The sequence below is a fragment of the Streptomyces sp. NPDC046931 genome (assembly GCF_040644655.1).
In the GTDB taxonomy this organism is placed as follows: domain Bacteria; phylum Actinomycetota; class Actinomycetes; order Streptomycetales; family Streptomycetaceae; genus Streptomyces.
Map to the genome: position 1 here is coordinate 140,794 of NZ_JBEYWX010000017.1, position 21,553 is coordinate 162,346.

Genomic DNA, 21,553 nt, shown 5'->3' on the forward strand with positions numbered 1-21,553 from the left:
CCTCCCTCGCACTCACCGTCACCACGGGGTCCACATGGTGACGGTGAGTTGACCCGTCGGCACCACCATGGTGTACTCCGGATCGTGACCGACACCTGTGTGCACCTGTGGCGGAGGGTCCATATGGACCTCGTCCGCTATGCGGGCTGCGTGTGTCGTCCGTCCTGCTGATCTCGCCACCCCTTCACCCGCGCGCGCCGTCTGGCACCACCGCGCGCTCCACGCGAACCTCAGGACGGTCCCGTTGTCTCTGCACCCTTCTGTCTCATCGGTCCCCCCTGTCTCTCCCCTCCCCTCCTCTTCCGGCCCCGCCCCCGCCCCCACACAGACCGAGCTGCTCGACTTCGCGCGCCGCACGGCGGCCGACGCGAAGCTGGTCTCCTCGCTCCCCCTCGACCCCGAAGGCCGTACCTGGGTACGGCTGAAGGGCCCCGGTGGCAGCGAGGCGTGGCTGATCGGCTGGCCGCCCGGCACGGGCACCGGCTGGCACGACCACGCCGACTCGGTGGGCGCCTTCGTCACCGCATCGGGCGAACTGAAGGAGAACTCCCTCGCGGCCCGGCTGCCGTCCGACGGCTGGAAGACCCTGGAACTCACCGAGGGGGTGGACCGGGAGCGACGGCTGACGGCGGGCAGGGGCCGCTCTTTCGGGCAGCACCATGTGCACGAGGTGCTCAACGAGTCCCCCGACCGACATGCGGTCTCGGTCCACGCCTACTACCCGCCCCTGCCGCGGATCCGCCGCTACAGTCGCACAGGGCAGGTACTGCGCCTGGAGCAGGTCGAGCGCCCGGAGGACTGGCAGTGACGTCCGTACCCGAAAACCCCACAGGCATCGACGTGTTGCTGGAACGGGTCCGTGAGGGCCTCGACCGCGTGGAGGCGAAAGAGGCGTACGAGGCCGCAAGCGCCGGGGACGTCCTGCTCGTGGACATCCGCTACGCGGCCCTGCGCGACCGGGACGGGCTGATCCCGGGCGCCCTCGTCGTCGAGCGCAATGAACTGGAGTGGCGCCTGGATCCACAGGGCAGCCACCGTGTCCCCGAGGCCACGAGCCACGACCTGCGCGTGGTGATCGTCTGCAACGAGGGCTACGCGTCGAGCCTCGCCGCCGCCTCCCTGCGCCAACTGGGGCTGCACCGCGCCACGGACCTGGTGGGCGGCTTCCAGGCATGGAAGGCTGCGGAGTTGCCGGTGGCACCGTAGGCCGCGGCGGGCGGGCCTTACGAGCCCTGAACGCGATCGGCGCCCCCGCGCGTCCACCGCGTTCAGGGCTCGCGTCCCATGCCGGGCGCACCGGGCCGCGTATCGCTCCCCACCGGACCGCGTATCGCTTCCGACCGGGCCGCGTGTTGCCTGCCGAGCCGTGTCGCCTGCGACCGGGACCTCATCCCGCGTCCCGCATACCGCTTCCGTGCCACCGAGCGGCCCGCGCGCTCAGAACTCCCCCTCGTCCAGCCCTTCCGTGTCCTCCCCCTCGTCCTCCAGTGCCTGGCGGACCACCCGCAGGGCCATCCCCTCGGGGTAGCCCTTGCGAGCGAGCATGCCCGCGAGGCGGCGCAGGCGCTTGTCGCGGTCGAGGCCCCGTGTCGAGCGCAGTTTGCGGGCGACGAGTTCGCGCGCGGTGGCCTCCTCCTGCTCGGCGTCGAGCTGCCCCACCGCTTCGTCGATCAGCGCGGAGTCCACGCCCTTCGTACGCAGCTCCTGCGCGAGCGCCCGGCGGCCCAGGCCCCGGCCGTGGTGCCGGGACTCCACCCAGGCGTCCGCGAAGGCACCGTCGTCGATGAGCCCGACCTCCTCGAACCTCGACAGCACCTCCTCCGCCGCCTCTTCGGGAATCTCCCGCTTGCGCAGGGCGTCCGCGAGCTGCTTCCGCGTACGCGGTGTCCCGGTGAGCAGGCGCAGGCAGATCGCCCGTGCCCGCTCCACCGGGTCCGCCGGGGGCTCCCCCTTCTCGGCCCTCGACGAGAAAGCGGACCCTCCGTCCTGTGGACCGTCGGCCGGTTCCCCGGAACCCCGCCGCCGCTCCCGTCCGCGCCCCCCGTGCGCGCGGCCGTCGCCCCACGGAGTGCCCGCACCCCGGGCATCCGCGTCGCCCCGTATGTCCTCGTACGCCCTGTCGCCGCCCCCGGCCGACCCCCCGTCGCCCCGGCTCCCCCGCCCCTTGGGGGCCACCGGGAGGGTGTACTCGGCCCAGTCGGTTCGCCGTGTCACGGGCTAGCTCTTGGCCGCCGGAGCCTTGGCCTTGGTCGCCTTGGCCGTCGGTGCGGACGCCGTCTTGGCGGTCTCCGCGGCGGCGGGCGTGCCACTCGCCGCGTCCGCGCCCGGCTCGGCGGCGGGCTCCTCGGGCCGCACGCCGACGCCCAGCTTCTCCTTGATCTTCTTCTCGATCTCGTTGGCCAGGTCGGGGTTGTCCCTCAGGAAGTTGCGCGCGTTCTCCTTGCCCTGGCCGAGCTGGTCGCCCTCGTACGTGTACCAGGCGCCGGCCTTGCGGACGAAGCCGTGCTCGACGCCCATGTCGATCAGGCCGCCCTCGCGGCTGATGCCCTGTCCGTAGAGGATGTCGAACTCGGCCTGCTTGAAGGGCGGGGCGACCTTGTTCTTGACGACCTTGCAGCGGGTGCGGTTGCCGACCGCCTCCGTGCCGTCCTTCAGGGTCTCGATGCGGCGGATGTCGATACGCACCGAGGCGTAGAACTTCAGCGCCCGGCCACCGGTCGTGGTCTCCGGGGAGCCGAACATCACGCCGATCTTCTCGCGGAGCTGGTTGATGAAGATCGCGGTGGTCTTCGACTGGTTGAGCGCGCTGGTGATCTTCCGCAGGGCCTGGCTCATCAGACGGGCCTGAAGGCCCACATGGCTGTCGCCCATCTCGCCCTCGATCTCCGCGCGCGGGACGAGCGCGGCGACGGAGTCGATGACGATGAGGTCGAGAGCGCCGGAGCGGACCAGCATGTCCACGATCTCCAGCGCCTGTTCGCCGTTGTCGGGCTGGGAGAGGATCAGGTTGTCGATGTCGACGCCCAGCTTGCGCGCGTACTCGGGGTCGAGGGCGTGCTCGGCGTCCACGAAGGCGACCTGGCCACCGGCCTTCTGGGCGTTCGCCACCGCGTGCAGGGTCAGGGTCGTCTTACCGGAGGACTCCGGTCCGTAGATCTCCACCACTCGGCCGCGGGGGAGACCGCCCACGCCGAGGGCCACGTCGAGCGCGGTCGACCCGGTCGGGATGACCTCGATGGGCTCCTTGGACCGCTCGCCCATGCGCATGACCGCGCCCTTGCCGAATTGCCGTTCAATCTGTGCGAGCGCGGCGTCCAGGGCCTTCTCGCGGTCGGTACCTGCCATGGGTTCCACCCGGTTTGCTTGAGTCGATCGCTTCACGTCAAAGACGCTAACGCCTGCCACTGACAATGCGCCCCGACGCTCGTCCGGCCTGTGGATAACTCGGGCACTTCTCCAGGAAAACCGCGTCGAAGTCCCGCGGATCCCGCGGAGAGCCGAGCCGGAGGCTCCATAAGAATGGATGTTCGATTTTTGTGTCAAGCGCACCGCGTGGCATCTCCGAGCCTACGTTCGCGGACCGACAACGCCGGTGCCCGGCCGCGGCGGGACTCTGCTTCGCGGGGCGTACGGCAGGAGTCTCCGTCGGTACGACGACCCGGCGGCCCCTCGCCCCGACGCTGTCCCCATGGACCGACACGGAATCCGCATCGCCGCCGCCACCGCCCCGGCCCGCCCGTCCGGCGCCGCCGCCCCGGTCCCCGCCGGCCGGGCGAGCACGGTGTGGCGCGCCGCCCGCCCCGGCGAACGCCTCTGTCTGGCGACCGGCACCGCCCTCGTCCTGTCGGGGCTGGCCCATCTGCTGGTGTTCGCCGTCGACGGCGGCCCCTGGGACGGTCCCGTCTCCTGGCGCAAGCCCATCACGTTCGGGCTCTCGTTCGGACTGACGCTGATCGCGGTCACCTGGGTGACGTCGTACCTGCGCATCGGTGCGCGGGCGCGCACGGCGCTGCTCGTCGTCTTCGCCGCCGACTGCGTCGTGGAGGTCGCCGGAATCACCCTCCAGGCGTGGCGTCACGTCCCCTCGCACCTCAACACCTCCACGCCCTTCGACACCGGGGTCGCGATGACGCTCGCGGCGGGCGGCGGCGTCCTGGCCGTCGTGCTCTCGGTGTTCGCCGCCGCCGCGTTCCGGCACGTGCCCGACGGCCCCCCGGGCATGCCGCTCGCACTGCGCTGCGGTTTCGCGATCCTGATCGTGGCGCTGCTGTCGGGAGCGGTGATGATCGCGCGCGGGGTCGTGCTGTCCCGCACCGGGCACCAGGAGGCGGCATACCACTCGACGGCGCCGCTCAAGCCCCTGCACGCGGTCGGCCTGCATGCGGTGCTGGTGCTGCCCGCACTGGCCTGGCTGCTGTCCCGCACCGCCTGGAGCTCCGCCGCGAGGCAGCGCATCGTGCGCGCGGCGGCCGGCGGTTACACGGCCGCCGTGCTCGGCGCGGGAGTCTGGGCGGCGCTCACCTGGTGAGCCCGGCCGGCGGCGCTCAGCGGGTGAAGAGCCGCCGCAGGCGCACGGTGAGGTTCCCCGAGCCGCGGATCCGGTGCCCGTGGACACGCGGGTCGTCCGTGACGGCGTACCGCTTCACATACGCCCCCAGGAACGCCTGGAGGGTCGCGACCGCGGGGATGGCGATCAGCGCGCCGACCGCGCCGAGCAGGGCGGTGCCCGCGATGACCGACCCGAAGGCGACCGCGGGGTGGATGTCCACGGACCGCGCGGTCAGCTTGGGCTGGAGCATGTAGTTCTCGAACTGCTGGTAGACCACGACGAAGACCAGCACCCACACCGCGTACCAGGGGTTCACGGTGAAAGCGATCAGCATCGGAAGGGCGCCCGCGAGATAGGTGCCGATGGTGGGGATGAACTGCGAGACCAGACCCACCCAGACGGCGAGCACGGGCGCGTACGGGATGCCCAGCGCCTCCAGCAGGACGTAGTGCGCTATGCCCGAGATGAGGGCCATCAGTCCGCGCGAGTACAGGTAGCCGCCCGTCTTGTCGACCGCGATCTCCCAGGCGCGCAGCACCTCGGCCTGGCGGGCGGGCGGCAGCACCGAGCACAGCGCGCGCCGCAGCCGGGGCCCGTCGGCGGCGAAGTAGAAGGAGAACAGCCCGACCGTCAGCAGCCGGAAGAGACCGCCCAGCACCTGCGCGGAGACGTCCAGCACGCCGGTGGCGCTGTTCTGGACGTACTTCCTGAGCCAGTCGGAGTGGATCAGGCTGTCCTGCACGTCCACGCGTCTGAGCTGGGTGTGGAATGTGGTGTTGATCCAGTGGATGACGGAGTCGAGGTAGGCCGGGAAACCGTCGACCATCTTGATGATCTGGCCCGCGAGCATCGAGCCGAGCAGCGTGACGAATCCGGCCACAGTGATCGCCAGACCGAGGAAGACCAGGAAGGTGGCCAGTCCCCGGCGCATGCCGTGGGAGGCCATCCAGCTCACCGCGGGCTCGATGGCCAGCGCCAGGAAGAACGCGATGAGGATGTTGATCAGCAGGCTGGTGAGCTGGTGGAACGCCCAGCTGCCCAGCTGGAACACCGCGATGAGGGCGAGCGCCAGCACCATGGCGCGCGGCAGCCAGCGCGGCATGCGGGCGCGCGGCACGGCGCCGTCACCCGCCGGGGGCCGGTCGGGCGGGGGTGTGCCGAGCGGTGATTCCTGCTGGGCGACCTGTGCGGTCTCGTCTGTCGGGGCCACGGGGCAAGTCTCCCCGACGCGAACGACAATCGGGTACCACCTGCGGATCCTCGGGCGCCGGGCGCTTCCGGGGTGCCCTCAGCGCTTCTCGTGCGGGACGTCCATGGCCCGGCACACCACCCGCCACACGTCCCTGGCCTCCCAGCCGGCGTCCAGTGCCTGGTGCACCGTGCGACCGCCCAGCTCCGCCATCACATGGTCGCGCGCGAAGGTGTCGGCGTACGCCTCACCGAAGTGATCCGCCATCCTCTGCCAGAAGACCGTCAACCGCATGACACCAGTATCACGCCCCTGAGAGTGGGCCCTGCCCGGTACCTCTCGCCGAGACCGCTTTCCGTCCTACGGTCTGACCCATGGCCGAATCCGGAGCATCCCCACTCCCCGCTGCGCCCCCGGCGCACACCCCGCTCTCCCGCGCCGAGCAGTTCGTCTGGCTCACCGCGCGCGTGCTGGAGCAGCGCCGCTTCGCGCACCACTTCCTGGGCGGTGGCGCCGACCCGGTGGAGACCGCGCTGGCCGCCTACCGAAACGAGGACGAGGGGTACGGTCATGCCCTCGAACCCGACCTGCGGGGCCCGGTCAGCCAGCCTCTGCACACCGCGCACGCGCTGCGCGTCCTGGACTCGATCGGGCGCTGCGGCGGACAGCGGGTGGAGCGTGTGTGCCGCTATCTGACCGCCGTGTCGACACCGGACGGTGCTCTTCCGGCGATCCATCCGAGCCAGCGCGGCTACCCGGCGGCTCCCTTCGTGCCGGTCGTCGACGATCCGCCGGGCGACCTGCTCGCCACCGGGCCGGTGGTGGGCCTGCTGCACCGCAACGAGGTGTGGCACGCATGGCTGTTCCGGGCCACCGACTTCTGCTGGCAGGCCGTCGAGTCCCTGCGGACCACGCATCCCTACGAGGTGGAGGCGGCGGTGGCGTTCCTGGACTCCGCGCCCGACCGGCCGCGCGCGGAGGCGGCCGCCGACCGGCTGGGCCGCCTGGTGCGGGAGCAACGGCTCGCCTGCCTGGACCCCGGCCACCCGGAGGCTTACCCCGTCGCGCCCGGGTACGCGCCGGACGAGCACCACTTCCCGTACGACTTCGCGCGTACGCCGGACTCCCTCGCGCGCGCGTGGTTCACCGACGAGGAGATGGCCCGTGCCCTGGACCACCTCGCGGGCGAACAGGGGCAGGACGGCGGCTGGCCCGTCCGGTGGCGCCAGTGGGCGCCGGGCACGGCCCTGGAGTGCCGCCCCATGGTGACCATCGAGGCGCTGCGCACGCTCCGGGCGTACGGACGGGCCATCGGCTGACGCCGGTCGTTCAGCCCGTCAGTGCGCGCAACCCCGCCGTCACCACGACCGCGGCCCCGACGACGACCAGGAAGGGGGCCCGCACAAGCAGCGCTACGGCGGCCGCGGCGAGCCCCGCGGCCCTGGCGTCCAGCACCAGGACACGACCGTCGGCGAAGGTCTGCTGGGCCGTGAGGGCGGCCAGCAGGGCGACGGGCAGCAGGGCCGCGAGCCGCTGGACGAGCGGCCTGTCCAGGACCCCGGCCGGAACGAGCAGACCGAGGAGCTTGACGGCGTAGCAGCCAAGGGCGGTGGCACCGATCGCGATCCAGACGTTCAACGGTCTCCCCCCTGTTCCCCGTCGGCCCCCTGCGGGGCATCGGTCCCCGCGCCCCGAGCGGCCGCCGACCGGCGGCCCTCCAGAAAGAGGACGACCGGGGCCGCCAGCGCCGCCGCCAGGACCGGGACACCGGCGGGCAGGACCGGCAGCAGCCCGAGCCCCAGTACGACGGCCGCGCCCGCCACAGCACGCTCCGTGGCCGTCCGCAGCATCGGCGCGAGCAGCGCCAGGAAGACCGCGGGCCCGGCGGCGTCCAGACCCCACGCCCTGGTGTCGCCGATGGCCTGCGCGCCGACGGCCCCCAGCAACGTGGTCAGGTTCCACAGCACGTACAGGGACAGCCCGGTCACGGTGAAGCCGATGCGGACACTTCGCCGGGTCGGCTGGGCGAGCGCCACGGCGGTGGTCTCGTCGATGACCCACTGGGCGGCGAACGGCCGCACCGCGCGCGGGAGGGCCAGCAACTGCGACAGCCGCAGCCCGTAGAACGCGTTCCGCACCCCCAGGAAGAAGGCACCCGCGGCCGCCGTGAACGGGTTGCCTCCCGCCGCGAGCGCGCCTACGAGCGCGAACTGCGAGGCGCCGGTGAACACCAGGAGGCTGAGCGCGCAGGTCTGGAGCAGCGTGAGCCCGCTGCCGGCCGAGGTCACCCCGAAGGCGAAGCCGGACAGGCCGACCGCGACCCCGACCCCGAGGGCGTCCCGGACGACGGCGGCGTCCGGCTTCCCCCCGTCCGACCTGTGTATGTCCGCGAGAGCGGTCTGTTCCGTCACGCCCCGGACGGTACAGGCAGTCACTCCCCCGGGTCTTGTACGTTCTTGCGCCCGGAGGCCCGGGCGCCGTCCCCCCTGCGCTCCCTCTGGTAGGCCCCCGGAGGCACGCCCACGATCCGCGTGAAGTGACGGTTGAGGTGCGGCTGGTCGGTGAAGCCGACCGCGACCGCCGCCTGAGCGGGTGCGGTCCCGGCGTCCAGCAGCCGCCGCACCCGGCGGACGCGGGCATCGGTCAACCAGGCGTGCGGTGGCATGCCGTAGGTGTCACGGAAGGCACGCAGCAGCGAGAAGGGGCTGATGCCGAGGTCGGCGGCGAGCCGTTCCAGGGTCGGGGGCTGCGTCATCCGCTCCTCGAGCACGGCACGCGCGCGTGCGGCGGCACGGGCTCCCGCGGTGCGCACGGCCCGCTGCGGCATCGGCCCGCCACCCCGCCGCAGCAGCCGGGTCACGGCGACCCGCAGCAGGGTGTCGGCGGCGAGCGCGTTGCCCTCGTCCGCGGCCCGGAGCACCTCGTGGACCAGGCCGACGGTGTACGGATCCTCGAGCACCGGGACGGCGAAGCCGGGGGTGCCGCGGATGGCCGTGGTCTCGGCGGCGATCTCGGCCACCAGCTGCGGCGACGGGTAGACCGCCCCGTACCGCCAGCCTTCCGGCACGCCGGCCCGGCCCGTGTGCGCGGTGTCCGGGTTGATCAGCGCCAGGGCTCCCGGACCCGCGTACTGGTTCGAACCACGGTGGTGGAAGATCTCGACGCCGTCGGCGATGGCCGCGATCACGAAGTTCTCGTGGGTGTGCCGCACGAAGGTCTTGTGGATGTAGCGGGCCCGCAGCAGGTCGACGCCCGGCAGGTCCTCGTACTGCCAGTGCCGCGCCCGCTCCCCGGAACCTGCCATGGCCCCATTCTGCGGCACGGCCCGGCGGAACCGGACCGGCCCGCCATCCGCGATGCGCGCGTCTGCCCAGGTCGGAGTGGTTGTCAGTGGGCGGGTGCAGGATTGAGGACATGGTCAGTCCCGCACACCGAGCCCTGGACGGCTTCTCGCCCGCGACCCGCGGCTGGTTCACGGGGGCGTTCTCCGCGCCCACCGCGGCCCAGGCCGGGGCATGGCGTGCCATCGGCGAGGGCTCGGACGTGCTCGTGGTCGCCCCGACCGGCTCCGGCAAGACGCTGGCCGCGTTCCTCGCCGCGCTCGACCAGCTGGCGTCGACCCCGCCGCCCGCCGACCCGAAGAAGCGCTGCCGGGTGCTGTACGTGTCCCCGCTGAAGGCCCTCGCGGTCGACGTCGAGCGGAACCTGCGCAGTCCGCTGACGGGCATCCGCCATGAGTCGGTCCGGCTCGGCCTGCCCGAGCCGGAGGTCAAGGTCGGCATCCGCTCCGGCGACACCCCGGCCGCCGAGCGCCGCGCCCTTGCCACGCGTCCGCCGGACATCCTGATCACCACGCCGGAGTCGCTGTTCCTGATGCTGACGTCCGCCACGCGCGATGCGCTGACGGGCGTGGAGACGGTCATCCTGGACGAGGTGCACGCGGTGGCGGGCACCAAGCGGGGCGCGCATCTCGCGCTGTCCCTGGAGCGCCTCGACGAGCTGCTCCCGAAGCCCGCGCGCCGCATCGGCCTGTCGGCCACCGTCCGCCCGGTGGACGAGGTGGCGCGCTTCCTCTCCCCGCGCCGCAAGGTCGAGATCGTCCAGCCCGGGTCCGGCAAGGAGTTCGACCTGTCCGTCGTGGTCCCCGTCGAGGACCTCGGCGAGCTGGGCGGCTCCCCGGTCAGCGACGGGTCCGAGGGTGCGGAGCGCCCGTCCATCTGGCCGCATGTCGAGGAGCGGATCGCCGATCTGGTCCAGGCCCACCGCTCCACGATCGTGTTCGCCAACTCGCGCCGTCTCGCGGAGCGGCTGTGCAACCGGCTGAACGAGATCGCCTACGAGAGGGCCACCGGCGAGTCACTGGAGGAGCACCACTCCCCCGCCCAGCTGATGGGCGGCTCGGGCGCGGCGCAGGGGGCTCCGCCGGTGCTCGCACGCGCCCACCACGGCTCGGTCTCCAAGGAGCAGCGTGCCCTGGTCGAGGAGGACCTGAAGGCGGGCCGGCTGCCGGCCGTGGTCGCCACCTCCAGCCTCGAGCTGGGCATCGACATGGGTGCGGTGGACCTCGTCGTCCAGGTCGAGTCGCCGCCGTCCGTGGCTTCCGGGCTCCAGCGCGTGGGCCGCGCGGGACACCAGGTAGGAGCGGTCTCCACGGGTGTGGTCTTTCCCAAGTACCGGGGCGACCTGGTCCAGGCGGCCGTGGTCACCGAGCGGATGCGTTCCGGCTCGATCGAGTCGCTGAGGGTTCCGGCCAACCCGCTGGACGTGCTGGCTCAGCAGCTCGTCGCCATGACGGCGCTCGACACCTGGCAGTTCGACGATCTCCTCGCCACGGTCCGCCGGGCGGCCCCCTTCGCCTCGCTCCCCGAGTCGGCCTTCACCGCGGTGCTGGACATGCTCGCGGGCCGCTATCCCTCCGACGCCTTCGCGGAGCTGCGCCCGCGCGTGGTGTGGGACAGGGTGGCGGGCACGATCACCGGGCGCCCGGGTGCCCAGCGACTCGCTGTCACCTCCGGGGGCACGATCCCCGACCGCGGGCTCTTCGGGGTCTTTCTCGCCGGGTCCGATCCGAAGAAGGGCGGCGGCCGGGTCGGTGAGCTGGACGAGGAGATGGTGTACGAGTCCCGGGTCGGGGACGTGTTCACGCTGGGCACCAGCTCCTGGCGGATCGAGGACATCACACGCGACCGCGTGCTGGTGTCCCCCGCGCCCGGTGTCCCCGGCCGGCTGCCCTTCTGGAAGGGCGACCAGCTGGGCCGCCCGCTCGAACTGGGACGGGCGGTGGGTGCGTTCCTGCGCGAGGTCGGCTCGCTGTCCGCGCAGGACGCGCGGCTGAGGCTGCTGGCCGCGGGACTCGACGCCTGGGCGGCGGACAATGTGCTGTCGTATCTGGCCGAACAGCGGGAGTCCTGCGGCCACGTCCCGGACGACCGCACGATCGTCGTGGAGCGCTTCCGTGACGAGCTGGGCGACTGGCGGGTCGTGGTGCACTCCCCGTTCGGTGCGCAGGTCCACGCCCCGTGGGCGCTCGCCCTGGGCGCCCGGCTGGCCGAGCGGTACGGCATGGACGCCCAGGTGATGCACGCCGACGACGGCATCGTGCTGCGGCTGCCCGACGCCGATCTGATGGGCCTGGACCTGCTCGACCAGGAGCCGTCGAAGGCGGGCGGGGGGTACGACGCCGAGCAGGCACCCGTAGGCGCGGCGGACGTCGCCTTCGACAAGGGCGAGGTCGACCAGATCGTCACCGACCAGGTCGGCGGGTCGGCGCTGTTCGCGTCCCGGTTCCGCGAGTGCGCGGCCCGTGCTCTGCTGCTGCCGCGCCGCAACCCCGGCCGCCGTACCCCGTTGTGGCAGCAGCGCCAGCGGGCGGCCCAGCTGCTCCAGGTCGCGAGCGAATTCGGCTCGTTCCCGATCGTCCTGGAGGCGGTCCGCGAGTGCCTCCAGGACGTCTTCGACGTTCCCGGTCTCGTCGAGCTGATGGGGGACATCGAGTCCCGCAAGGTACGGCTCGTAGAGGTCACCACCCCGGAACCGTCCCCGTTCGCCCGCTCGCTGCTGTTCGGGTACGTCGCCCAGTTCCTCTACGAGGGGGACTCCCCGCTCGCCGAGCGGCGCGCCGCCGCGCTGTCGCTGGACTCCCGGCTGCTGGCGGAGCTGCTGGGCCAGGCGGAGCTGCGGGAACTGCTCGACGCGGAGGTGCTGGTCGAGCTGGAGCGGGAGCTCCAGTGGCTCACGGAGGACCGGCGGGTCAAGGACGTCGAGGGGGTGGCGGACGTGCTGCGGCTGCTGGGCCCGCTCACCGACGCCGAGCTGGTGGAGCGGGGGGCCGAGCCGCACTGGGCGCCCGAGCTGGCCGCCGCCCGCCGCGCGATCAAGGTCCGTGTCGCGGGCGCCGACCACTGGGCGGCGGTAGAGGACGCGGGCCGGTTGCGGGACGCGCTGGGCACGGCGCTGCCGGTGGGTGTCCCCGAGGCCTTCACCGAGCCGGTCAAGGACCCGCTCGGAGACCTTCTCGCGCGATATGCGCGCACCCATGGTCCCTTCACATCGGCCACCGCGGCGGCGCGTTTCGGCCTCGGGGTGGCCGTCACCGAGGGCGCGCTGCAACGGCTCGCGGCGTCCGGCCGGATCGTCCAGGGCGAGTTCCATCCGGCGGGGATCGGCCAGGAGTGGTGCGACGCGACCGTGCTGCGCAGGCTGCGGCGGCGTTCGCTGGCGGCGCTGCGGCATGAGCTGGAGCCGGTGCCCGAGGCCGCGCTGGCGCAGTTCCTGCCGCAGTGGCAGCACGTCGGCAGCGGGCACGGTCTGCGGGGCGTGGACGGTCTGGTGCGCGCGATCGAACAGCTCCAGGGCGCGTCCGTGCCCGCTTCCGCCCTGGAGAAGCTCGTCCTGCCGTCCCGTGTCGCGAACTACACGCCCGCGATGCTGGACGAGCTCACGGCCGCCGGCGAGGTGGTGTGGGCGGGCGCGGGTGCGCTGCCCGGCAAGGACGGCTGGATCTCCCTCTACCTCGCGGACACGGCCCCCCTGCTGCTGCCCGACCCGCGTCCGCTGGAGCCGACCGCGCTCCACGAGTCGGTCCTGGCCGCCCTCTCGGGGGGCTACGGCCTGTTCTTCCGGCAGATCGGAGACCAGGTCCGGGCCACGACACACCCGGACGTCACCGACCCTCAACTGGCCGACGCCATCTGGGACCTGGCCTGGTCGGGCCGGCTGACGAACGACACACTGGCGCCGATGCGGTCGCTGCTCGGCTCGGGCCGCACGGCGGGTTCCACCGCACACCGCGCCAAGCGCGCCCTCCCGCGCGGCCGCTACGGCTCGCTCACGGCCGCCGCCCGTCCCCAGTCCCGTACGGGCCCACCGACCGTCGCGGGCCGCTGGTCACTGCTGCCCGCCCGCGAGGCGGACCCCACCGTCCGCGCCCACGCCCTGGCCCGGACCCTGCTGGACCGGCATGGTGTCGTGACCCGGGGCGCGGTGGCGGCGGAGGGCGTGGAGGGCGGCTTCTCGGCCGTCTACCGTGTTCTGTCCGCCTTCGAGGACAGTGGACAGGCCCGGCGTGGCTATGTCGTCGAAGGGCTCGGTGCGGCACAGTTCGCGATGGACGGCGCGGTGGACCGGCTGCGCGCGGTGGCGAACGCACGCGAGCGGGGCGAGCCGCTGCCCGGGGCGGGGACGGCCACGGGCAACGGCTTCGCGAACGTCTTCACGAACGGGCCCACCGGGGCCTACGCACCATCGTCCGGCACCGGAGACCACGACGGCTTCGGTGCCCCGTCCGCCACTGGGTTCGACGACCCCTTCACCATGGATCCGGCGCTCTCCGACCCGCTGTCCGCCCCTGGTTTCGGAGGCCCGCGCTCTGGTTCCGGGCCCGCCGTGGAATCCGGCCCCCGCTCGCCGTACGGGCAGCGTGGACCCGGGCTTCCGCCGAACCGCACCCGCTCCACCGGCCCGGCTCGCACGGTGGTCCTCGCGGCCGCCGACCCGGCCAACGCATACGGCGCTGCGCTCGCCTGGCCCGAGCCGCCCACGGGCGCGGGGCACAAGCCCGGGCGCAAAGCGGGTTCGCTGGTGGTCCTGGTCGACGGCGAGCTGGCGATCTACATGGAACGCGGCGGCAAGTCCCTGCTGGCCTGGCCCTCCGACCCGGAGGCCAAGCCGACGGACGACGCGCGTCTGCGAGCGGCCGCCGAGGCTCTGGGGTCGGCAGCGCGGGAGGGCGCCCTGGGCACGGTCACGGTCGAGCGCGTCAACGGCACGTCCGCCCTCACGTCTTCCTTGGGCATCCTCCTGGAAGGAGCCGGGTTCGTCGCGACCCCGCGAGGGTTGCGCATCCGCGCGTAAGCCTCCGGCGCCCCGGCGACGGCACCCGACGTGTCACCCTTGACCCATGCCCGAAGGCGACACCGTGTACCTGGCCGCGAAGCGTCTGCACGGGGCGCTCGCGGGGAAGGTGCTGACCCGTTCCGATCTGCGGGTGCCCCGGTACGCCACGGCCGACCTGACCGGACGTACCGTCCTCGACGTCACCCCGCGCGGCAAACACCTGCTGACCCGGATCGAGGGCGGACTCACCCTGCACTCGCACCTGAAGATGGACGGCGCCTGGAGGATATTCGCGGCAGGAGAGCGCTGGAGCGGCGGCCCGGCCCACCAGATCCGGGCGATCCTCGGCACCGCCGACCGCACGGCCGTCGGCTACCGGCTGCCCGTTCTGGAGCTGCTCCGCACCGCCGACGAGCCCCGCGCCGTGGGCCACCTCGGCCCGGACCTCCTCGGCCCGGACTGGGATCCGGATCTGGCCCTGGAGAACCTGCTGCGCGACCCCGCCCGGCCTCTCGGCGAGGCCCTGCTGGACCAGCGCAACCTGGCGGGCATCGGCAATGTCTACAAGAGCGAGCTGTGCTTCCTGCTCCGGGTGACCCCATGGCTGCCCGTCGGCGCCCTCCCTGCCGAGCACGCCGCACGGCTGCCTGCCCTCGCCCGGCGGCTGCTGGAGGCGAACCGCGACCGCCCGGCCCGCAACACCACGGGACGGCGCGAGCAGAACCTCTTCGTCTACGGCCGTGCGTCCCGTCCCTGCCTGCGCTGCGGCACCCCGGTCGGGGTGGCCGACCAGGGCGACGGCTCCCGTGAGCGCCCCACCTACTGGTGCCCGGCCTGCCAGTGGGGGCCTGCTCCGCCGCAGGGCCCGGCAGACCTCCCTGACAACCGCCCTCGTCCAGCTAATTGACGACCCGTCAGATAGCCTCGTACCGTCGGGGCCATGCCCGTCACGGCGTACGACCTCAGCGGACGCACCGCCTTCGTCACCGGCGCCGCCGGCGGTATCGGCCGGGCCTCGGCCGTGCTGTTCGCGGAGGCGGGCGCGACCGTGCACTGCGCGGACCGGGACGCACACGGTCTGGAGGCGACGGCGGCCTTGATCAAGGATCGCGGCGGCACGGCACACCTCCACCCGCTGGACGTGACGGACCGAGCGGCGCTGGAGCAGGCGGTCGCCTCCTGTGAGCGCCTCGACGCGATGGCGGCCATCGCCGGGATCATGCACAGCAGCCCCGTGCTGGAGACCCGGGACGAGGACCTGGACCGGGTGCTGGCCGTCAACTTCAAGGGCGTGCTCTACGCCTGCCAGGAGGCGGCCCGCCGCATGATCGCGGACGGTGTCCGAGGCAGCATCGTCACCATGGCGTCGGGCGCCATCGACACCGGCGGTCCGGGGCTGCTGTGCTACGGCGTGGCGAAGGCGGCCGTGGTGCAGCTGACGAAGACACTGGCGGCCGAGGTCGGACGGCATGGGATCCGGGTCAACGCGGTGGCGCCGGGATGGACCCGTACACCGATGACCGACCGGCACGGGGAGACCCGGGAACGGACGGAGGCGTCGATGGCCCGGCTGTCACCGCTCGGCCGGGTCGGTGAACCGCAGGACATCGCCCACGCGGTCCTGCACCTGGCCTCCGACGCCGCCTCGTTCACCACGGGCCAGATTCTCCGCCCGAACGGCGGTGTCTCGATGCCCTGGTGAGACACCCCTGGCCTGTGTCGGTGCGCGGCCGCGCGGTTCCACGCAGAAGCCGTTCCGGCCTGGCGGCCGGGCCGGCCACAAACCGCCCCCAGGAGCCACCTGAATGCCCCCGGACGCCGTCTCCAGCCGACCCCGCACGCCCCCCTGCACCCACCCTCACCCCGGTTGCGCGCCCCTCCCGCGCTCCCTCGCGGTCCACCACCGGCGCCAGGACCGAGCCCACCGGTCCGACCCGCCCGCCCCCACGGCCCGGGTCTTCGGCACACAGTGCACCGGCAGCAGGCTCAACCCCCACCCCCCGGCTGCGACCGCACCTTCCAGCACCCCCGCATCGGGTGCCAGCACGAGTCGGAGTGCCCCCCACCACCACAGCGCACCCAGCGCCAGCGTCGCCCCCCAGCGCGCCGCGCGCCCCGCCATGGCCGTCACCTCCAACCCGAGGAACCAGACCCTAGACCGCCCTGTCACCACCAGGGAGGGCGCACCAGCGGCACACAGGCGCACTGGACCCAGCGCATGACCCCGGCATCTGTCGCACACGGCGCATCCCGCGCACGCCCTCCCCCGCGCCCGGCCCCACCAGGCGAGCCGGTGGCCCCTCGTGGCACGCCCGCGCGCCCGTTCCTCTCACCCGTTCTCCGCCTGGAACATCCAGTGGTGCTTCTCGAGGTCCGCGGTGATGCCGATGAAGATGTCCTGGCTCACCGGGTCCGGCTGGGCGGTCGCCTGTACCCGCTCCCGCATACGTGCGATCACCGCGCCGAGCGCGGAGACGAGCGTGCCCACCGCGTCGGTGTCCTTGACCCAGCCCTGAGGCACCGCTCCGATGCCGCTGCGCTGGGCGATGGTCACGGCGCGCCCGTCCGGCGGAACGCCGAGCGCCGAGGCCCGTTCCGCCACCGTGTCGGAGTGCCGCCGCGCCAGCTCGACGACCTCGTCGAGCTGGAGATGGATGGAGCGGAAGCGCGGCCCGATCACGTTCCAGTGCACCTGTTTGGCCACGAGAGAGAGGTCCACCAGGTCCACCAGGGCTCCTTGGAGGGCCTCGGAGACGGTCTTGAGGTCCGTGTCGGACAGCGGGCTCTTTACGACGTACATCGGCATCCTCCGTGAGCGTGCGTACGGTCCCGAGCCCCCGCCACTCCACGATGACCGGACCCCACGGGCCCGGCAAACGGGCCGCGCGCCCGCCGGGCCGGCCCCCTGTGGCCCCGGGCGGCACCGGCCGAGGTCACCGCCCAGGACGCACGAGAGCCCCGGCCGCACCGCCTCCAGGTCTTCTGGAGGGGCCCCGGCCGGGGCTCTCGCACACATCACCGCCTGCCCGCCCTGTGTGCGGGTGTCAGGCGGCGACCACGTCCACTGCCTCGGTGGGCGCCTTGATCGTGACCCGTTCCGGTGGGACACCGGCGACGGACACGGAGTTGAGCATCGGGCGACGCACCGGTGCGGGCACCGGCTCGGTGGCCGCTGCCGACTGTGCCAGCTCGGCGAGCGCGAGCTCGTCGCTCACTTCTCTCATGAGCTCGGACATCCGTACGTCCAGCGCGTCGCAGATCGCGGAGAGCAGTTCGGAGGACGCCTCCTTCTGCCCCCGCTCCACCTCGGAGAGATAGCCGAGCGAAACTCGGGCGGACGAGGAGACTTCGCGCAGAGTACGGCCCTGGCGCTGGCGCTGCCGACGCAGCACGTCACCCAGCAGGCGACGGAGCAGAATCATCGGTGGCTCCCTCCTCGGACCGCGTAGCCGCATCCTTCACGCCCCACCGTACCGCCTTGCGCCGCGGCCGTGCGGGGAGCGCTGTTGTGTTCACTCAGGGCTGCAAACATCAAGTCCCCCCGTTCTGTTCCGTATCCTGTGCCCGCTCATTCCCGGTCTGTTCGCCCGCAAGCTGCTCCAGAAGCAGGGCGAGTACGCTCCGTACACTCTCCATACGGATTTCCGCACGGTCGCCGTTCAACCGCAGCGCGGCCACTTTCCCGCCACCAAGTTCGTCGGACACTCCTTCGAACGGCCCGTCCACGGCCACGAAGACCGTGCCGACGGGCTGCCCGTCCTGCGGATCGGGGCCGGCCACGCCGGTCGTCGCAAGCCCCCAGTCCGCGCCCAGCGCCTTGCGCACACCTGCCGCCATCTGGGCGGCGACCTGCGGGTCCACCGCTCCCCGCTCGGCCAGCAGGGTGCCGTCCACCCCGAGGACGTCCTGCTTCAGATCGGTGGCGTAGGCGGTCACGGAGCCACGGAAGACCTGGGAGGCCCCGGCCACCGCCGTGATCTCCGCTGCCACCAGACCACCGGTCAGCGACTCGGCGACGGCGAGCGTCTCGCCCCTCACCGTCAGTAGTCGCAGCACGTCGGCGGCCAGGGAATTCAACGCTCCGCCTCCTCGGCCGCGGCACGGCGCTCGTCGATGCCGCGCCTGCGCAGCACAATGGCCTGTCTCACATAGTCGAGCCCGGTGACGACGGTCAGCACGAGTGCGACGGCCATCACCCAGAACCTCAGGGTCGCCAGCCACCCCGTGAGCGCCAGGACGTACATCCCGACGGCGACGCCCTGCGTCAGTGTCTTCAGCTTGCCGCCTCGGCTCGCCGGTATCACCCCGTAGCGGATGACCAGGAAGCGCAGCAGGGTGATGCCCAGCTCACGGCCGAGGATCACCCCCGTCACCCACCACGGCAGGTCGCCGAGCCAGGACAGACAGATGAGGGCCGCTCCCATGATCGCCTTGTCGGCGATGGGGTCGGCGATCTTCCCGAAGTCGGTGACCAGGTTGTACGTACGCGCCAGATGACCGTCGAACAGATCGGTGATCATGGCGATGGCGAAGGCCGCCCAGGCGAGCGAGCGCCACGCCGGGTCGTATCCGCCGTCCGCCAGCATCAATGCCACGAAGCCCGGTACGAGGACCAGGCGCAGCATCGTCAGGAGGTTGGCGACGTTCCAGACACTGGCCTGGTTGACCGCGGCGGCCGTCAGCTTGCCGCCCCGCGGCGGCCGTACCCCGTCCGGGGAGTCGGAGGAGCCGGGTGCATCCGGGCCCGGGACCGCCTGGGCGGCCGGCGCACCGGAAGGTCCCTTGCCCGCCTTGGGGCCGGACATGGCCGAGGCGCCAGTGGCGCCCGGCATGGACGCCGCGCCCCGCGCGCGGGAGGAGCCGCCCGCCGCGGATGCCGGGATTCCCGTCATCTGCCCGCCTCCTCAGGACACCCGAGCGAGCCCGCGAGCGGCTCGGCCACCAGGTCGACACCCTCCGTACCGACCACCTTCGCCTCGACCATACGGCCCACGGTCAGACCCGCGCCCTCCGTGAACAGCACCTGGCCGTCCGTCTCGGGCGCCTGGTGCGCGGCGCGGCCGTAGGCCCCCTCCTCCGCGTCCACCGACTCCACGAGCACCTGGACCGTCTCGCCGACGCGCTCCTCCGCACGCTGGGAGACCAGCTCCTCTGCGAGCCGGGAGATGTGGGCCAGCCGCTCGGCGACGACGTCCTCGTCGAGCTTGTCGTCGTACGTCGCGGCCTCCGTGCCCTCCTCGTCGGAGTAGCCGAAGACACCGATCGCGTCCAGCCGGGCACCGCTCAGGAAGCGCTCCAGTTCGGCCAGGTCGGACTCGGTCTCGCCGGGGAAGCCCACGATGAAGTTGGAACGCACACCGGCCCCCGGGGCCTTGCTTCTGATGGTGTCCAGCAGCTCCAGGAAGCGGTCGGTGTCACCGAAGCGCCGCATCGCGCGCAGCACGCCGGGCGCGGAGTGCTGGAAGGAGAGATCGAAGTAGGGCACGACCTTCGGCGTCGAGGTGAGCACGTCGATCAGGCCGGGCCGCATCTCGGCCGGCTGGAGGTAGCTGACGCGGACCCGCTCGACGCCGTCCACCTCGGCGAGCTCGGGCAGCAGGGACTCCAGGAGACGGATGTCACCGAGGTCCTTGCCGTACGAGGTGTTGTTCTCGGAGACCAGCATGATCTCCTTCACGCCCTGCTCGGCCAGCCAGCGCGTCTCGTTCAGCACATCGCTCGGGCGGCGCGAGATGAAGGAGCCGCGGAAGGAGGGGATGGCGCAGAAGGAGCAGCGCCGGTCGCAGCCGGAGGCGAGCTTCACCGAGGCGACCGGGGAGCCGTCCAGACGGCGGCGCAGCGGCGCACGGGGGCCCGAGGCCGGGGCGACGCCCTCCGGGAGGTCGGCCGGACCGTGGCCCGGCAGCGCGACGCCCGCGGCGGACTCCTGCCGCTCCGCCGGCGTGATCGGCAGCAGCTTGCGCCGGTCGCGCGGGGTGTGGGAGGCGTGGATGCCGCCGTTCAGGATGGTCTGGAGGCGGTCCGAGATGTTCGCGTAGTCGTCGAACCCGAGCACACCGTCGGCCTCGGGGAGGGCCTCGGCCAGTTCCTTGCCGTACCGCTCGGCCATGCAGCCCACCGCCACGACGGCCTGCGTTCTGCCGTGTCCCTTGAGGTCGTTGGCCTCCAGGAGGGCGTCGACGGAGTCCTTCTTCGCGGCCTCGACGAAGCCGCACGTGTTCACCACGGCGACGTCCGCTTCCTGGGCGTCCTCCACGAGCTGCCAGCCGTCCGCCTCCAAACGGCCTGCGAGCTCCTCCGAGTCCACCTCGTTACGGGCGCAGCCAAGGGTGACGAGTGCGACGGTACGGCGTTCAGACATGGGCTCAAGACTACTTCGTCCCGCTGACAGCCCACGTCGACGGGGTTGGCCGATCTTGGCCAACCCCGTGTGTCCGTGTCCCTTGCGTACCGCCCGGCGGCTTTCCCGGGCGCGGCGGCCGTCCGTCACCCGGTGACGGGGTCGCCCTTCGTATAGGTCAGGCGCTCGACCTGACCCGGCTGGAAGTCGTCCTGGATCTTCTTTCCGTTGACGTACAGCTCGATGGCGCCCGCGTCACCGAGGACCAGGTCGATCTTCTCCTTGTCCTGGAAGGTCTGCGAGTCGCCCTTCTTGAGCAGCCCGTCGAACAGGGTGCGTCCGTTGTGATCCTTTGCGGAGATCCAGCTTCGGCCGTCGGCGGCGCTGACCTGGACGGTCACCTTGTCGCGGGGCGCGGCCGCGATGGCGCTGTCGGACGGCTCGGGCTTGGGCTCGGCGGGCTTGCTGCTCTTGGGCGTGGCCGAGACGGGCTTGCCGGTGCTCGCCTGGGGGCCCTTGGCGATCGGCGTCTTGGCGCTCTGCCCGGCGTCGTCGCCTCCCTTGACCAGGGTGAACCCGACGAAGCCGATCACGGCGACGATCGCCGCGACCATGGCCGCGGTCCAGTTGGGCCCGCGGCGCTCGGGGCGGATACGTTCCGCCTCGAAGAGCGGGGCCGCCGGGGTCGGGGCGGGCCGTCCGCCGTGCTCGGCGGCGAACTGTTCGAGCAGTGGGGCGGGGTCGAGGTGCACGGCCCGTGCGAGCGTGCGAATGTGGCCGCGGGCGTAGACGTCGCCGCCGCACGGTGCGAAGTCGTCGTGTTCGATCGCGTGCACGATGGCGATGCGGACCCGGGTGGCATTGCTGACCTCGTCGACGGTCAGCCCGGCCGCGATGCGCGCCTGCTGCAGGGCCCGGCCGACCGAGGGGCGGTCCGACGCCCCGGCGTCTTCACGGGCGTCTTCTCGGTCGTCGTCGAAGGGACGTGCGTCCTTTGGGGAGTTGTCGTCAGGGGAGTTGCCGATGGACACGGGGACGCCTTTCGAGCGTGTAGCCACCTGTGCTGGAAGTTCAGTCTAGGGGGGTAACGAAAGGGTGGGGCAACCGGGCGGTAGGACTTTGTACGCCATCAGAACGGCCG

21 protein-coding genes are annotated in these 21,553 nt (G+C 72.5%); 8 read left to right on the forward strand and 13 right to left on the reverse strand.

Annotated elements, in window-relative coordinates:
- The first annotated feature begins 99 nt into the window (after positions 1-99).
- The 3 genes from ABZ876_RS26785 (at position 100) to ABZ876_RS26795 (ending at position 1,206) form a co-directional block, all read left to right on the forward strand.
- Complete coding sequence (locus tag ABZ876_RS26785) at positions 100-171, forward strand: putative leader peptide (RefSeq protein WP_311710492.1); 72 nt, start codon at positions 100-102, stop codon at positions 169-171.
- Positions 172-244: 73 nt separating this feature from the next.
- Positions 245-808 (forward strand): cysteine dioxygenase, encoded by a 564-nt coding sequence (locus ABZ876_RS26790; protein ID WP_361786235.1) that lies wholly within the window; start codon positions 245-247, stop codon positions 806-808.
- Complete coding sequence (locus ABZ876_RS26795; RefSeq protein WP_361786237.1) at positions 805-1,206, forward strand: rhodanese-like domain-containing protein; 402 nt, start codon at positions 805-807, stop codon at positions 1,204-1,206. The genes ABZ876_RS26790 and ABZ876_RS26795 overlap by 4 nt, the downstream gene beginning before the upstream one ends.
- 231 nt (positions 1,207-1,437) lie before the next feature.
- On the opposite strand, the gene recX is transcribed toward ABZ876_RS26795, so the two are convergent.
- Together recX and recA are read right to left on the reverse strand one after the other, a co-directional pair.
- Positions 1,438-2,214 carry a recombination regulator RecX gene (recX, locus tag ABZ876_RS26800; RefSeq protein ID WP_361786239.1) on the reverse strand — a complete coding sequence of 259 codons (777 nt, stop codon included), beginning with the start codon at positions 2,212-2,214 and terminating at the stop codon, positions 1,438-1,440.
- A gap of 3 nt (positions 2,215-2,217) precedes the next feature.
- Positions 2,218-3,345 (reverse strand): recombinase RecA, encoded by a 1,128-nt coding sequence (gene recA, locus ABZ876_RS26805; RefSeq protein ID WP_361786242.1) that lies wholly within the window; start codon positions 3,343-3,345, stop codon positions 2,218-2,220.
- A 343-nt stretch (positions 3,346-3,688) separates the two neighbouring features.
- On the opposite strand from recA, the gene ABZ876_RS26810 reads away from it, so the two are divergent.
- The gene (locus ABZ876_RS26810; RefSeq protein ID WP_361786245.1) at positions 3,689-4,528 is read left to right on the forward strand and encodes a hypothetical protein; all 840 of its coding nucleotides are present in this window, start codon (positions 3,689-3,691) and stop codon (positions 4,526-4,528) included.
- A 16-nt stretch (positions 4,529-4,544) separates the two neighbouring features.
- Here the strand turns inward: ABZ876_RS26810 and ABZ876_RS26815 are convergent, their stop codons facing one another.
- Both ABZ876_RS26815 and ABZ876_RS26820 read right to left on the reverse strand, forming a co-directional pair.
- On the reverse strand, positions 4,545-5,759 hold the full coding sequence (locus ABZ876_RS26815; protein ID WP_361786248.1) for an AI-2E family transporter: 1,215 nt from the start codon (positions 5,757-5,759) through the stop codon (positions 4,545-4,547).
- A 78-nt stretch (positions 5,760-5,837) separates the two neighbouring features.
- Positions 5,838-6,032 (reverse strand): DUF3046 domain-containing protein, encoded by a 195-nt coding sequence (locus ABZ876_RS26820; RefSeq protein WP_361786251.1) that lies wholly within the window; start codon positions 6,030-6,032, stop codon positions 5,838-5,840.
- A gap of 80 nt (positions 6,033-6,112) precedes the next feature.
- On the opposite strand from ABZ876_RS26820, the gene ABZ876_RS26825 reads away from it, so the two are divergent.
- Positions 6,113-7,057, forward strand: a complete 945-nt coding sequence (locus tag ABZ876_RS26825) for a hypothetical protein (protein ID WP_361786254.1) — start codon at positions 6,113-6,115, stop codon at positions 7,055-7,057.
- A 10-nt stretch (positions 7,058-7,067) separates the two neighbouring features.
- On the opposite strand, the gene ABZ876_RS26830 is transcribed toward ABZ876_RS26825, so the two are convergent.
- From ABZ876_RS26830 to ABZ876_RS26840, 3 genes are read right to left on the reverse strand one after another with little or no spacing between them, the layout of a single operon-like run.
- Positions 7,068-7,376, reverse strand: a complete 309-nt coding sequence (locus ABZ876_RS26830) for an AzlD domain-containing protein (RefSeq protein WP_361786257.1) — start codon at positions 7,374-7,376, stop codon at positions 7,068-7,070.
- Positions 7,373-8,149 (reverse strand): AzlC family ABC transporter permease, encoded by a 777-nt coding sequence (locus tag ABZ876_RS26835; RefSeq protein WP_361786260.1) that lies wholly within the window; start codon positions 8,147-8,149, stop codon positions 7,373-7,375. Before ABZ876_RS26835 ends, ABZ876_RS26830 begins: the two co-directional genes overlap by 4 nt.
- A gap of 20 nt (positions 8,150-8,169) precedes the next feature.
- Complete coding sequence (locus ABZ876_RS26840; protein ID WP_361786263.1) at positions 8,170-9,042, reverse strand: AraC family transcriptional regulator; 873 nt, start codon at positions 9,040-9,042, stop codon at positions 8,170-8,172.
- 110 nt (positions 9,043-9,152) lie between these two features.
- Here ABZ876_RS26840 and ABZ876_RS26845 point away from each other — a divergent pair, with 110 nt between their 5' ends.
- From ABZ876_RS26845 to ABZ876_RS26855, 3 genes are read left to right on the forward strand one after another with little or no spacing between them, the layout of a single operon-like run.
- The gene (locus ABZ876_RS26845; RefSeq protein WP_361786266.1) at positions 9,153-14,090 is read left to right on the forward strand and encodes an ATP-dependent helicase; all 4,938 of its coding nucleotides are present in this window, start codon (positions 9,153-9,155) and stop codon (positions 14,088-14,090) included.
- Between the two features lie 46 nt (positions 14,091-14,136).
- Complete coding sequence (locus ABZ876_RS26850; protein WP_361786269.1) at positions 14,137-14,979, forward strand: DNA-formamidopyrimidine glycosylase family protein; 843 nt, start codon at positions 14,137-14,139, stop codon at positions 14,977-14,979.
- A gap of 33 nt (positions 14,980-15,012) precedes the next feature.
- Positions 15,013-15,774 carry an SDR family NAD(P)-dependent oxidoreductase gene (locus tag ABZ876_RS26855; protein WP_361786272.1) on the forward strand — a complete coding sequence of 254 codons (762 nt, stop codon included), beginning with the start codon at positions 15,013-15,015 and terminating at the stop codon, positions 15,772-15,774.
- A gap of 627 nt (positions 15,775-16,401) precedes the next feature.
- Here the strand turns inward: ABZ876_RS26855 and ABZ876_RS26860 are convergent.
- The 6 genes from ABZ876_RS26860 to ABZ876_RS26885 all read right to left on the reverse strand — a co-directional run bounded on the left by ABZ876_RS26860 (position 16,402) and on the right by ABZ876_RS26885 (position 21,443).
- Positions 16,402-16,872, reverse strand: a complete 471-nt coding sequence (locus ABZ876_RS26860; protein WP_361786275.1) for a DNA starvation/stationary phase protection protein — start codon at positions 16,870-16,872, stop codon at positions 16,402-16,404.
- Between the two features lie 244 nt (positions 16,873-17,116).
- Complete coding sequence (locus ABZ876_RS26865) at positions 17,117-17,494, reverse strand: helix-turn-helix transcriptional regulator (RefSeq protein ID WP_055511872.1); 378 nt, start codon at positions 17,492-17,494, stop codon at positions 17,117-17,119.
- 109 nt (positions 17,495-17,603) lie between these two features.
- Positions 17,604-18,149 carry a CinA family protein gene (locus ABZ876_RS26870; protein WP_361786278.1) on the reverse strand — a complete coding sequence of 182 codons (546 nt, stop codon included), beginning with the start codon at positions 18,147-18,149 and terminating at the stop codon, positions 17,604-17,606.
- Complete coding sequence (pgsA, locus tag ABZ876_RS26875; RefSeq protein WP_361786280.1) at positions 18,146-18,964, reverse strand: CDP-diacylglycerol--glycerol-3-phosphate 3-phosphatidyltransferase; 819 nt, start codon at positions 18,962-18,964, stop codon at positions 18,146-18,148. The genes ABZ876_RS26870 and pgsA overlap by 4 nt, the downstream gene beginning before the upstream one ends.
- Positions 18,961-20,433, reverse strand: a complete 1,473-nt coding sequence (rimO, locus tag ABZ876_RS26880) for a 30S ribosomal protein S12 methylthiotransferase RimO (RefSeq protein ID WP_361786283.1) — start codon at positions 20,431-20,433, stop codon at positions 18,961-18,963. Before rimO ends, pgsA begins: the two co-directional genes overlap by 4 nt.
- Positions 20,434-20,558: 125 nt before the next feature.
- Positions 20,559-21,443: a RodZ domain-containing protein gene (locus tag ABZ876_RS26885; protein WP_361786286.1), complete on the reverse strand. Its 885-nt coding sequence runs from the start codon at positions 21,441-21,443 to the stop codon at positions 20,559-20,561.
- Between the last annotated feature and the right edge of the window lie 110 nt (positions 21,444-21,553).

Bases quoted from the DNA above. Each gene is read 5' to 3' on its own strand.
- rimO (WP_361786283.1), bottom strand. From the start codon at position 20,433: ATGTCTGAACGCCGTACCGTCGCACTCGTCACCCTTGGCTGCGCCCGT.
- ABZ876_RS26825 (WP_361786254.1), top strand. From the start codon at position 6,113: ATGGCCGAATCCGGAGCATCCCCACTCCCCGCTGCGCCCCCGGCGCAC.
- pgsA (WP_361786280.1), bottom strand. From the start codon at position 18,964: ATGACGGGAATCCCGGCATCCGCGGCGGGCGGCTCCTCCCGCGCGCGG.
- ABZ876_RS26810 (WP_361786245.1), top strand. From the start codon at position 3,689: ATGGACCGACACGGAATCCGCATCGCCGCCGCCACCGCCCCGGCCCGC.
- ABZ876_RS26865 (WP_055511872.1), bottom strand. From the start codon at position 17,494: ATGATTCTGCTCCGTCGCCTGCTGGGTGACGTGCTGCGTCGGCAGCGC.
- ABZ876_RS26840 (WP_361786263.1), bottom strand. From the start codon at position 9,042: ATGGCAGGTTCCGGGGAGCGGGCGCGGCACTGGCAGTACGAGGACCTG.
- ABZ876_RS26820 (WP_361786251.1), bottom strand. From the start codon at position 6,032: ATGCGGTTGACGGTCTTCTGGCAGAGGATGGCGGATCACTTCGGTGAG.
- ABZ876_RS26845 (WP_361786266.1), top strand. From the start codon at position 9,153: ATGGTCAGTCCCGCACACCGAGCCCTGGACGGCTTCTCGCCCGCGACC.
- recA (WP_361786242.1), bottom strand. From the start codon at position 3,345: ATGGCAGGTACCGACCGCGAGAAGGCCCTGGACGCCGCGCTCGCACAG.
- ABZ876_RS26860 (WP_361786275.1), bottom strand. From the start codon at position 16,872: ATGTACGTCGTAAAGAGCCCGCTGTCCGACACGGACCTCAAGACCGTC.
- ABZ876_RS26855 (WP_361786272.1), top strand. From the start codon at position 15,013: ATGCCCGTCACGGCGTACGACCTCAGCGGACGCACCGCCTTCGTCACC.
- ABZ876_RS26850 (WP_361786269.1), top strand. From the start codon at position 14,137: ATGCCCGAAGGCGACACCGTGTACCTGGCCGCGAAGCGTCTGCACGGG.